This window comes from Pseudomonas arsenicoxydans (assembly GCF_006438915.1).
Classification (GTDB): domain Bacteria; phylum Pseudomonadota; class Gammaproteobacteria; order Pseudomonadales; family Pseudomonadaceae; genus Aquipseudomonas; species Aquipseudomonas arsenicoxydans_A.
Window position 1 is genome coordinate 309,751 of the sequence record NZ_RCZE01000006.1, and the last position, 11,921, is coordinate 321,671.

Consider the following 11,921-nt stretch of genomic DNA (forward strand, 5'->3'; position numbering starts at 1 on the left):
ATAGGGCGGTTAGTCGAGCTTGGCGGGTGGCGGCTCTTGCAGTGGTTTGCCATCGGCCATCGGCACCATGGTTGTGCTTTGCGGCTCGATCGGCACCATTTTGTATTCCTGACCCTGAAGGTTCTTGAGGTAGACCTCCATCTGCCGGAACGAAATGTTGATGTGCTGCTTCTTGAACTCGCGGTTGATGAAGCGGTTGACCTCATCGAGCACCGGGTTGCGGTCGCCGAGGTCGCGCACGTGCATGCGCAACTCGTGGTCGAGGGTGCTTTCGCCGAAATTCAGGAAGTACACGTGCGGTTCCGGGTCCTTCAGCACGCGCGGGTTATCGCGGGCAGCCTTGAGCAGCAGTTCTTTCACCAGGTCCAGGTCGGAGCCGTAATCAACGCCGAGCTTGAGCGTTACCCGGGTGATGGTGTCGGTCAGGGACCAGTTGATCAGCTGCCCGGTAATGAACGTCTTGTTCGGGACGATGATGTCCTTGCGGTCGAAGTCGGTGATGGTCGTGGCGCGGATGCGGATCTTGCTGACCGTACCCGAAAGGTTGCCGATGGTGATGGTGTCGCCGATGCGTACCGGGCGTTCGAACAGAATCATGATGCCGGAGATGAAGTTCGCAAAGATCTCCTGCATCCCGAAACCGATACCCAGCGATAGTGCTGCCACCAGCCATTGCAATTTGTCCCAGCTGACGCCCAGTGTGGACAAGGTCGAGACGAAACCGATGCCGGCGATTGCATAAGACAACAACGTGGTCGTGGCGTAGGCGCTGCCTTGAGCCAGGTTCAGCTTTGACAACACCAGCACTTCGAGAAGCCCCGGCAGGTTGCGCGCGAGCGCCACGGTGATACCGATGATGATCAGTGCGCCGAGCATGTCGCCGATGCTGAGCGGCACCATGCTCAAGTTGGCGCCGGTGCCACTGGTGTATTCGTAGAGGGTGATGTTGTCGAGGTACGAGAACACCGAAATCAGGTCTGACCAGACCCAGTACAGCGCGGCCATGAAACCGCCGAGCAGCGCCAGGCGGATCAGGCGCAAGGACTGTTCATTGACCTTCTCGATGTCCAGCGTCGGTTCTTCGATCACCGCTTCGCCGTCCCCGGCCTCTTTCGCAGCCTGACGTTTGGTCAGCGCTCGCTGGTACGCCAGTCGGCGGGCCGCCACGCTGAGGCCACGCACAAACGTGGCTTCGATCACCAGCCAGAACATCAGCAGGTAAAGGGTGTTGATCAGTCGATCACTGAGCTTGAGCGCGGTGTAGTAGTAGCCGAAGCACACGGCCACGAACAGCGCGATCGGCAGGGCGGTAAACAGGATCCCCACGATTTTTCGGAATAACGAAGTGTTCTCGTGCGCCGGGCTGCGCATCAGCAAGCGGCTGAGCAGCCAGGCCATCAAGGCGTAGCAGGTCAACACCACCGGCATGCCCAGCACGTCATCGGCGAGCGTCGCCGGTTGCAGCTCGGCGACCGCCACTACCGCCACCAGCGCCATGACCACCAGACCGAGTCGACGGATCCAGCCTTGAAGGAATTCGACCTGAGGTTTTTCCCAACGGAAGTGCAGTTCCGCCACGCCGCCCGGCGCGAGGATCCGGTAGGCGGTGTAGAACACCAGCCACGCCTGGCCCATTTGCAGCAGCGCTGCACCCATGTTGGCGTTCTGTCCGCGGGCGTCGATCTGCAAGGCCAGGCCGCACAGGGCCAGGCCGAGCGCGACCGGCATTGCCAGCAAAATATTGATCAGGATGGCCTGAGGCGTGTGCCACTGGCTGTCGCGCTTGAAGTGGCCGATGTCCTTGTGAACCTTGTTCAGGCGGGCATACAGGCTCTTGCGCCGCCACAACAGGGCGCCGATCAGCAGCACCAGCGGCAGAAACAGCAGCGGTCGTTGGATCAGACCGTCGCTCAGTTCGCTCAGGCTGGAAGACCACGGCAAGGTGGTGACCTGGCGCTGCAAGCGTTCCGGCACTGCGCGAATCCATTCCAGGTCCAGCGGCTTGTTGCTGGGGATCCAGAACATCTGCTCGTCGAGGGTCGCGCGTAGGCTTTGCGCGGTGCTCAACAGTTGTTTCTGGTTGAGTTGCAGGGTGATGGATTCGTTGAGCACGGCGCTCAATTCGCGGTTCAGTCGCTCCAGCAGATCGGCGCGGGTCGTGGCCAGTTCCAGCAGGCTCTTGCGCAGTTGCGGGGTGACTTGCTCTGGCGGTTGGGTCGACAGCAGGTTGTCGACGTAGGTGGCCGGGTTGCTCAGCAGTTCGCGTTGCTGGCTGACTTCAAACTGATAGAGACGAATGTCGGCAATCTGGTCCGCCAGGTTGCGGTCGAGCCTCAAGCGCGGCAGGGACTGCTTCTGTTTGTAGAGAATTTTGGAGAGCAGCAGGCTGCCCTTGAGCACGTTGATTTGCTCGTCCAGCGCCGAATCGCTCTGGGTAACGTTGTCCAGTTGTTGTTTGGTCTGCAGGTTTAGCTGAGTGACTTCGTTGAGGCGGTCGGTGCTTTTGAGCAGGTAGTCGGAGAGCTTCAGGTTTGCCGCGCTTTCGGTGGCCAACAGGGCGCTACCGCCGGATTTCTGCGCCTCGATGGATTGTTGGGTCACCGTTTCCTGGGACTGCGCCAGGCGTTTCTGGTTGATCAGGGTTTGCAGCTCCTGGATCTCTTGATCCAGGCGATCGGACTTCTCCGAGAGCAAATCGTGCTGGCCGCTGCCCAAGTCCTGCAACTGACTGTTGCCGGCCAGTTCCTGGCGGCGCAGCGGGATCAGGGCATTCAGGGCGGCAAGTTCGGCATTGAGCAAATCGCGCTGTTCGCCACTCAATGTTTTGCCGGCATCCTTGCCGGTCTTGAGGGTGTTGTTGATTTGTTGAATGCGCGTCTGGCTGGCCGAAATTTCCGCCTGGGCGCGCTCTGGTCGGGTCTGGGCAGTAATCACCAGACTGTTGGCGTCGGCCAGGGCCTTTTGCAGATCGCTTTGCTGGGTCGAGCGCTCGGTGAGCATTTGCTCGAGCTGCGGGATCGACAAGTTGGCGTAGCGTTGCGTCACCGGCTGCGGCTTGGTGGCCTTCAGTCGCGCCAGTTCACGCTGGTTCTCGATGTTCTGCTTCGGCGCCGTGGCCAGTTGCTGTTTGAGGTCGGCGAGTTTTTGCTTGTAGTCACGCTCGTTGTTGAGCTGGGTGAGCGTGTTTTGCAGGATGGCTTGTAGCGCTTTCTGATCGGCTTCCGGCAGCTTGCGGTCGGCGATCTTGTCCAGGCTCGCCTGCACGGCTTCGCTGGACGGCGGTTCGGCCGCTTGCAGCGTGCCGACGGAGAGGCTCAAGCCCAGCAGGGCCATGACGAAAAAGGTGCGCAGGGTTGACATAGAGACCGATCGAAAACGAGACGAGAAATGGAGTTTAGAGGAACAAGCCCGGACCGGGGCGACTTCCTTCGGGGAATCTGACGCCCACTTTGCCGATCTTGTTCCCTTCCATGACCGCCACGGTCCAAATGGTGTTGTTCCACTCTACCTGGTCGCCGACCACGGGTGCACCCCCGACTTTCTGGGCGATGAAGTGGCCGAGCGCCATGTCCGGATCGATGCCTTCGACTTTCAACCCGTACAGCGAAGCAACCGCGCCCAGCTGGGCGTCTCCTTCGAGTACGAAGTCGCCGAAGAAGCGCAAATCCAGACCTCGTTGCGGTGCCTGGCTGAAGAGTTTTCCGAGGGCGGGAAGATTGTGTTCATGGCCGATAACACACAGCAAATCATCGACTTCCAGCACTGTACTACCCGACGGATGGAGCAATTGCTGGCCACGAAACAGCGCCGCGATGCGCGTGCCTTCGGGCATTTTCAGCTCGCGAAGGGGCGAGCCGATGCACCATTTCTCGGCACCGAGGCGATAAATGAACAGCTCCCACTCACTGGTGACATGCACTTCCAGTGCAGACCGCGAGATCGGCGCGGGCTCCGGCGGCACCGTCACCTTCAGCAGTTTGGCCACCCACGGCAGGCTAGTGCCCTGCACCAGCAGCGACACCAGCACAATAAAGAAGGCGAGATTGAAATAGAGCTGAGCGTGGGGCAAACCGGCCATCAGCGGGAACACCGCCAAAATGATCGGGACCGCGCCGCGCAGGCCGACCCAGGAAATGAACGCTTTTTCGCGGCCATGAAACGCCTTGAACGGCAGCAATCCAGCCACCACCGACAGCGGCCGCGCGACCAGAATCATCCACAGCGCCAGACCCAGCGCGGGCAGGGCGATCGGCAGCAGGTCATGCGGGGTGACCAGCAGCCCCAGCACCAGGAACATCCCGATCTGCGCCAGCCAGGCCATGCCGTCGAGCATATGAAGAATGCCGTGCCGACTGCGCACCGGCCGGTTGCCGATGACCAGGCCGCACAGATACACCGCGAGGAAACCGCTGCCGTGCAGGGCGTTAGTCAGGGCAAACACCACCAGGCCGCCGGCAATCACCAGAATCGGATAAAGGCCGTTGGCCAGATTGATCCGGTTGACTAGCTGCAGCATCAGCCAGCCGCCGCTGAGGCCAACGACAGCACCGATGCCGAACTCGCGCACGAAGTGCCCGAGCAAGCTCCAGTGCAGGCCGGTCTCGCCGCTGGCGAGCATGTCGATCAAGGTCACGGTGAGGAACACCGCCATCGGGTCGTTGCTGCCGGATTCGATTTCGAGGCTGGCGGTGACCCGTTCGTTCAGACCTTTGCCACCCAACAGCGAGAACACCGCCGCGGCGTCGGTCGAGCCGACAATCGCGCCGATCAACAGGCCCTGGATGATGCTCAGGTTGAACAGCCAAGCGGCGACCATACCGGTCAACGCCGTGGTGATTAACACCCCGACCGTGGCCAGCGACAGCGCCGGCCAGAGCGCAACGCGGAAACTCGCGACCCGGGTGCGTAAGCCACCGTCGAGCAGGATGACCGCCAGCGCGAGGTTGCCGACCAGATAAGCCGTGGGGTAGTTATCGAAAATAATGCCGCCACCGTCGACGCCGGCAGCCATGCCCACGGCCAGGATAATCACCAGAATCGGGATACCGAGGCGGGACGAAAGTGAGCTCACCAGAATGCTCGCACCTACCAGCAACGCGCCGATCAGAAACAGGCTGTTGATGGTGATTGCATTCAAAGGCAGTACTCCAGAAAAACGAAAGGCGGGCACAAACTGACCATGCAGTCTGCGTGCCAGCGATTCTAACCTGTTGAAATGTGATGCTGTCAAAAAGGTTTTGCAGCACGGAGAAATGAATGGACTGCTGCGCAGGTGTGCATGATCACTGTGGCGAGGGAGCTTGCTCCCGCTGGGTTGCGCAGCGACCCCGGACAAACACCGCGGTGAGTCAGACTCAGCTAGGTCGCCATTTTGCGACTGCTGCGCAGCCGGGCGGGAGCAAGCTCCCTCGCCACAGGGATTGAGTTGGGTGTTAAAGGCTAAACCGCCCAACCATGTTGTTCAGGTCCAGCGCCAATCGCGACAGCTCATTACTCGCCGCACTGGTCTGATTCGCCCCGGTCGCCGATTGCACTGACAGATCACGAATGTTCACCAGGTTGCGGTCCACTTCCCGGGCCACTTGCGCCTGTTCTTCCGCCGCGCTGGCGATCACCAGGTTGCGTTCGTTGATCTCGACGATGGCGCTGTTGATGGTGTCCAGCGACAGGCCGGCACCACGAGCAATATTCAATGTCGACTCGGCGCGTTCGGTGCTGTTGCGCATCGAATCCACGGCGTGCTCGGTGCCGCTCTGGATGCTGCCGATCATGCGTTCGATTTCGCTGGTCGACTGCTGGGTGCGATGCGCCAGGGCACGAACCTCATCCGCCACCACCGCAAAACCACGCCCGGCTTCACCGGCGCGGGCCGCTTCGATGGCCGCGTTGAGGGCCAGCAGGTTGGTCTGGTCAGCCAGGCCGCGAATGACGTCCAGCACCTTGCCAATGTCACGGGATTCATTAGCCAGATCGCCGATCAGCGTCGCAGTGCTCTGCACATCGGCGCTCATGCGTTCGATGGCGCTGACGGTTTCCTGCACCAGATCACGGCCATCACCGGCCGACGTCGTGGCGTTTTTCGAGGCTTCGGAAGTGCTCACGGCGTTACGTGCGACTTCTTCCACGGCGCTGGTCATTTCGTTGACCGCAGTGGCCGCCTGTTCGATTTCGTTGTTCTGCTGAGTCAGTCCGCGGGCGCTTTCGTCGGTGACGCTATTGAGCTCTTCAGCGGCGGACGCCAGTTGCGTGGCCGAGCCGGAAATCCGTTGCAGGGTGTCACGCAGCTTGTCCTGCATCTTCGACATCGCCAGCAGCAAGCGGCCCGCTTCGTCTTCACCGTCGACGGTGATCGGGCGAGTCAGATTGCCTTCGGCAATTTCCTCGGCAGCGCTCAGGGCGTTGGCGATCGGCTTGGTAATGCTGTTGGTCAGCAACCAGGCGAACAGCAAGGTCAGGCCGGTGGCGATGACCAGCAGGGTGATCACCAGGTTGAATGCCGAGGAATACTGGTCGGCCGCCTGCTGATTGGTGTCGATGGTCTGCTGTGTGTTGATCTCCAGCAAACGGTTGAGCACGGTGTTGACCGCTTCGGAGTTGGTCAGCAAATCGGTGTTGAGCAAAGTGCGCAGTTCATCGACCTGATTGTTGCGCGACAGGCTCTTCATGCGGTCTTCGATCTGGCGATACTGACCCAGCAACTGCACGTATTGATCGTAAGCAGCACGTTCCTGCGGGCTGCTGATCAGTTTTTCGTAGGTCGTCTGGGCGCTGCGGATCTGCTGATTGCGGGTTTCCAGCAGGTCTATGGTTTTCTGCTGCACGTCCGGCTCGCGGTTGACCAGCAAGCGATAAGACAGAACACGCAGACGCAGAGTCAGTTGAGTGAATTCGTCGAGGCTTTTAATGCTCGGCACGCTGCTCAAGGTGATCTCCTCGGCGGCACCGCGAATCTTGCTCATCTGGTTCAAGGCGAACACACCCAGGATCAGCATCAAGCTGCCAATCAGGGCAAAACCGAGGAACGCCCGTGGAGCGATATTCATATTACGAAGGGACATGGTGTTTACCGAAGTGAGCGCACCCGTGCGGCGCTGAAGCTGACGTAAGACTGACTTATCGGTCATGCGACTAAAGTCTTGAGCGCCTGCGCGTTTTTGTCGCACAAGGGCCTTCTGCGACGAAGTGCAGGAACCCGATCCGCCAATCACAGTCTCTACTGCTCGCGAGAAAGGTCGCCCGCCAGGAAAATCAAGGCCTTGGGCCCCAATAACCCTGGCATCCGTGGTGACTTTTCTTTATCGTACGCGCCCTTTGAAAATGCTCGGAAAATCAAAATGTTGGAAGCATCCCTAAGCCAATTGGAACAGCTGGTAAATGACCTGGTGCAACAGAACCAGGCACTGCTGGGCACTAACCAGACCCTGAGTGCAGAACTGGCTCAGGCCAAGGATGAAAACGAAAGCCTGCAGCTGAGCCTGATGGAGCAGGAAGAGAAACAAGGCGCCACCGCCGCACGCATCCAGGCCCTGGTTGAGCGCGTCAGCGCCGGTCCGGTCAGCGCATGAATCACGGCGCCGCAGGGGTAAAAGTCGTCTCGATCCTGGGGGAGGACTATTCGATCAAGGCGCCGGCCGGGGAAGAGCAAACCCTGCTGGACGCCGCGATGATGTTGAAAGCTGCTTTGGCCGACACCAAACGGAAGTACCCGACCCTGATCGGTGACCGCCTGTTGGTATTGGCCGCGATGAATCTGTGCTCGCAGCAAATCGAAATGCAAAAGCAGCACAAGCAGGAACTCGACCGTTACCAAGAGCAAGTCAGCGCCACGGTTGAAGTGATCTCCAAGACGATCAATCAGGCCTGATCGGCTTTGCGCACAACCAAAGAATAAATTGTCGATAAGCGTTGTATACAATCGGCACGGCTGTTGCAGTGTTTCAGCCTCTTATTCTTTGGGGGTGCACCATGCAGTTCTGGCGACGCAGTATTCAATGGCAACTGATCCTGAGCATGGGCACCGCCCTGCTGGTCAGTATCCTGATCGTGGTGGGCATTTATACCCTCGTGGTTAACCGACTCGCCCAGAGCTACCTGGTCGAACAGGCCCTGCCGTCGAGCATCGAAGCGATGCGCAACGACATCGAACGAATCCTCGTTCAACCCCTCACCGCCGCCAAGGACATCGCCAGCAATAGCATGGTGCGAGACTGGTTGGCCGCCGGTGAAGACAGCGGCCGCACCGCCGAATTCGCGCAATACCTGGAAGGCATTCGCGCGGAACACAAAGCCTTTACCGCGCTGATTATCGGCACGGCGTCAAACCACTATCTGACCGAAAAAGGCCTGGACCGGACCCTCAGCCGTTCCAACCCGAAAGACGCCTGGTTCTACTCATTCCTCGACAGCAACCAGCCGCGCACCCTCAATATCGACAATGACACCGCGACCGGAGAATTGGCGCTGTTCATCGACCTTAAGGTCCAGGCCGCCGGTAAAGTCGTGGGCGTTGCCGGGCTCGGGTTGAGCATGAAAGAGCTGTCGGAGCTGATCCACAACTTCAGCTTCGGGGCACGCGGCAAGGTCTATCTCGTGCGTTCCGACGGTTTGATCCAGGTGCATCCCGAGGCGCAATTCAGCGGTAAACGCACCTTGTCCGAGCAAATCGGTGCTCCGGCGGCGCAAGCGGTCATGGGTCAAAAAACTGCCACAAACAGCAGCTTTATAAGAGACGGCGAAGACTTCCTCGCGTTGAGCCTGCCGCTGCGAGACCTGGGCTGGACGCTGGTGGCCGAAGTGCCGCAGTCGCAGATCTACGCTGAAGCTCGTCGCGCCATGTGGATGAGCAGCGGCATCGGCCTGGCCGTGGCGCTGGTTTGCCTGATGCTGGTGGTGTTGCTGGCCCGTGGATTGGTGCGCCCGATCCGTCAGGTAACAGCGGCGTTGGTGGCCATCGGTAGCGGCGGTGGAGATTTGACCCATCGGTTAGATTCCAGTCGCGCCGATGAACTGGGAGATCTGGCGCGCGGCTTCAATCGCTTCCTCGACAGCCAGCGCGAAATGATCGGCGAAGTGCTGACCACCAGCGAGCGCTTGCGCACCGCCGTCGGCCAAGTGGCGAAGGTGGTGGACAACACGGCCCAGCGCTCTGGCCGGCAGCAGGAAATGACCGACATGGTCGCCACAGCCGTTCATGAGATGGGTTTGACGGTGCAGGAAATTGCCCAGAACGCTGGCAACGCGGCGGTCGCCTCGCAAAATGCCCGCGATGAAGCGATGCAGGCGCGGGAAGTGGTCGGCGGGTCGATTCGGCATATAGAAAGCATGTCCGATGAAATCGGCCTCGCGGCAACGGCGGTGGGCGATCTGGCTCATCAGGTCGCCTCTATCGATCAAGTGCTGGCGGTGATTCGCGGAATATCCGAACAGACCAATTTGCTCGCGCTTAACGCTGCCATCGAAGCAGCACGGGCCGGGGACATGGGGCGCGGGTTTGCGGTGGTGGCGGATGAAGTGCGCACGTTGGCGCGGCGCACGCAGGCGTCGACTGATGAGATTCAACAAATGATCGGTAGCCTCAAGCAGGGTGCGGAGAATGCCGTGTCATCCATGCATTCAGGGCAAGCGGCGACGGGCACCGGTGTTGAATCGAGCCAGCGCACTGGCGCGTCGTTGACCGCGATTACCGGGCAGGTAGAGCGCATCAGCGACATGAACCATCAGGTGGCGACGGCGACGGAAGAGCAGTCGGCGGTGACCGAGGAGATCAACCGCAACGTGCAGGGGATATCGGATTTGGCGCGGGCGACGGCTGGGGAAGTGAGAGCGTGCCGCGAAGACTGCCAGACGTTGCAGCGGTTGGCGGATGATCTGGCGCGGCAGATGAGCAGTTTCAAGCTGAGCTGAAAAATGTGTTGCCTGAGCGGGCGCCTTCGCGAGCAAGCCCGCTCCCACATTTGATCGCATTTCAAGTGTGGGAGCGGGCTTGCTCGCGAATGGATTTCAGCAGCACCACAAAGCTCTGATCAGAACCACTCATCCTGCATGTTCAAACACACATCATCCCGCGCCTCAAGAATCGCCAGCTCATGGTGACAACCCGGCACTTCCCACGTCAGGAAATACCGCGCCGCCTGCAGCTTGCCCTTATAAAAGCTCACATCCGCCGCATTACCCTTGGCCAATCCTTCCTCAGCCCGAATCGCCTGTTCCAGCCAGCGCCAGCCAATCACCGTGTGCCCAAACACTTTCAGGTACAGCGCCGAGTTCGCCAGGCTGCTGTTGACCTTGCCCTGCGCCAGATCAGTCAGCAGGCCAATGGTCACGGTTTGCAGGCGTGACACCAGTTTCTCCAGCGGTTCACGCAATGCGGTCAGGGATTCATACGTCTGCGCCCGCGCGCCGGTGTCGGCGATCAACTGGATCAATTGCTTGAGCCCCGCACCACCGTTCTGCGCCAGTTTGCGGCCCAGCAAGTCCAGCGACTGAATACCGTGCGTCCCTTCATGAATCGGGTTTAGACGGTTGTCTCGGTAGTACTGCTCAACCGGGTATTCACGGGTGTAGCCGTGGCCGCCAAGAATCTGGATCGCCAATTCGTTGGCCTTGAGGCAAAACTCCGACGGCCAGGATTTGACGATGGGCGTCAGCAAATCCAGCAGTTCATGGGCCTGTTTGCGCTCGGCTTCAGTTTCAAGCGTGGTGGTGTCATCGAACAATCGCGCGGCGTACAACCCGAGGTCGAACGAACCTTCAACGTAGGCCTTCTGCGTCAGCAACATGCGCTTGACGTCGGCGTGCTGAATGATCGCCACTGGTGCGGTGTTCGGGTCCTTGCTGTCCGACACGCGACCTTGCGGACGTTCCCTGGCGTATTCCAGCGAGTACAAATAGCCGGCGTAACCGAGCATCACCGCGCCCATGCCGACACCGATCCGCGCTTCGTTCATCATCTGGAACATGTAGCTCAAGCCGTGGTGCGGCTTGCCCACCAGGTAGCCGACACACTCGCCGTTGTCGCCGAAATTCAGCGCGGTGGACGTGGTGCCGCGCCAGCCCATCTTGTGGAACAACCCGGCCAGCAACACATCGTTGCGCTTGCCGAGGCTGCCGTCATCGTTGACCAGGAACTTGGGCACGATGAACAGTGAAATACCCTTCACCCCGGCCGGTGCGTCCGGCAGCTTGGCCAGCACCATGTGCACGATGTTTTCAGACAGCGGGTGATCGCCGCCGGAGATGAAAATCTTGTTGCCCTTGAGGCGATAAGTGCCGTCGGACGCAGGTTCGGCGCGGGTACGAATGTCCGACAGCGACGAGCCGGCATGCGGCTCGGTCAGGGCCATGGTGCCGAAGAAGCGGCCGTCAATCATTGGTTGCAGGAAGCGCTGTTTCTGCTCCTCGGTGCCGAAACTTTCAATCAGGTTCGCCGCGCCCATGGTCAAGAACGGGTACGAAGTGGACGCCGCGTTGGCCGATTGAAAATGCGCGAAGCACGCCTGGGACAGCAGCGTAGGAAGCTGCATGCCGCCCGCGTCGAAACTGCGCGCGGCGTTGAGGAAACCGGCTTCGAGGAACGCATCCACCGCCGGTTTAACTTCCGGAATCAGAATCGCCTGACCGTCCTCGTAGCGCGGCTCGTTCTCGTCGCCCTTGCGGTTGTGCGGAGCGAAGAATTTTTCGGCGATGTTGCGGGCGGTGCCGATGGCGGCATCGAAGGTCTCGCGATTGTGCTCGGCGAAACGCTCACGCTGGGTCAGGCCCTCGGCATCGAGGACTTCATACAGCTCGAAAGCCAGATTGCGGGAACTGAGCAACGTCTCGGACATGGCGGCCTACCTTTTTTTGGAATGGTCCGAGTCTAGGCGTGGGAATAAAGGCTGAACAGGATGATTGATGAGCGTGATGGTAGATCAGAGCACCGA

At 60.0% G+C, this 11,921-nt stretch carries 7 protein-coding genes and 2 pseudogenes; 4 read left to right on the forward strand and 5 right to left on the reverse strand.

The genetic code is table 11. The features are described from left to right. Window positions 1-9 precede the first annotated feature (9 nt). The 4 genes and pseudogenes from mscK to EAH78_RS33355 form a co-directional block, all read right to left on the reverse strand. Window positions 10-3,360, reverse strand: a complete 3,351-nt coding sequence (gene mscK, locus EAH78_RS15125) for a mechanosensitive channel MscK (protein ID WP_140668232.1) — start codon at window positions 3,358-3,360, stop codon at window positions 10-12. Between the two features lie 34 nt (window positions 3,361-3,394). Further along, window positions 3,395-5,137: a potassium/proton antiporter gene (locus EAH78_RS15130; RefSeq protein ID WP_123435543.1), complete on the reverse strand. Its 1,743-nt coding sequence runs from the start codon at window positions 5,135-5,137 to the stop codon at window positions 3,395-3,397. 295 nt (window positions 5,138-5,432) lie between these two features. Then, window positions 5,433-6,305, reverse strand: coding sequence for a methyl-accepting chemotaxis protein (locus EAH78_RS33350; protein ID WP_404942955.1), 873 nt, complete (start codon window positions 6,303-6,305; stop codon window positions 5,433-5,435). Beyond that, window positions 6,288-7,124, reverse strand: a pseudogene (locus EAH78_RS33355) (MCP four helix bundle domain-containing protein); the annotation flags it as partial. The pseudogene EAH78_RS33355 and the gene EAH78_RS33350, both read right to left, overlap by 18 nt. Before the next feature lie 210 nt (window positions 7,125-7,334). Between EAH78_RS33355 and EAH78_RS15140 the strand changes: the two are divergent. The 4 genes and pseudogenes from EAH78_RS15140 (at window position 7,335) to EAH78_RS33365 (ending at window position 9,903) form a co-directional block, all read left to right on the forward strand. Beyond that, window positions 7,335-7,565: a hypothetical protein gene (locus EAH78_RS15140; protein WP_027922060.1), complete on the forward strand. Its 231-nt coding sequence runs from the start codon at window positions 7,335-7,337 to the stop codon at window positions 7,563-7,565. Further along, complete coding sequence (locus EAH78_RS15145) at window positions 7,562-7,864, forward strand: cell division protein ZapA (protein ID WP_010464343.1); 303 nt, start codon at window positions 7,562-7,564, stop codon at window positions 7,862-7,864. The genes EAH78_RS15140 and EAH78_RS15145 overlap by 4 nt, the downstream gene beginning before the upstream one ends. Window positions 7,865-8,010: 146 nt before the next feature. Then, window positions 8,011-9,039, forward strand: a pseudogene (locus EAH78_RS33360) (HAMP domain-containing protein); the annotation flags it as partial. Between the two features lie 132 nt (window positions 9,040-9,171). Beyond that, window positions 9,172-9,903, forward strand: a complete 732-nt coding sequence (locus EAH78_RS33365) for a methyl-accepting chemotaxis protein (RefSeq protein WP_430539940.1) — start codon at window positions 9,172-9,174, stop codon at window positions 9,901-9,903. Window positions 9,904-10,022: 119 nt separating this feature from the next. On the opposite strand, the gene EAH78_RS15155 is transcribed toward EAH78_RS33365, so the two are convergent. Continuing rightward, window positions 10,023-11,825 carry an acyl-CoA dehydrogenase gene (locus EAH78_RS15155; RefSeq protein ID WP_140668235.1) on the reverse strand — a complete coding sequence of 601 codons (1,803 nt, stop codon included), beginning with the start codon at window positions 11,823-11,825 and terminating at the stop codon, window positions 10,023-10,025. Window positions 11,826-11,921: the final 96 nt, after the last annotated feature.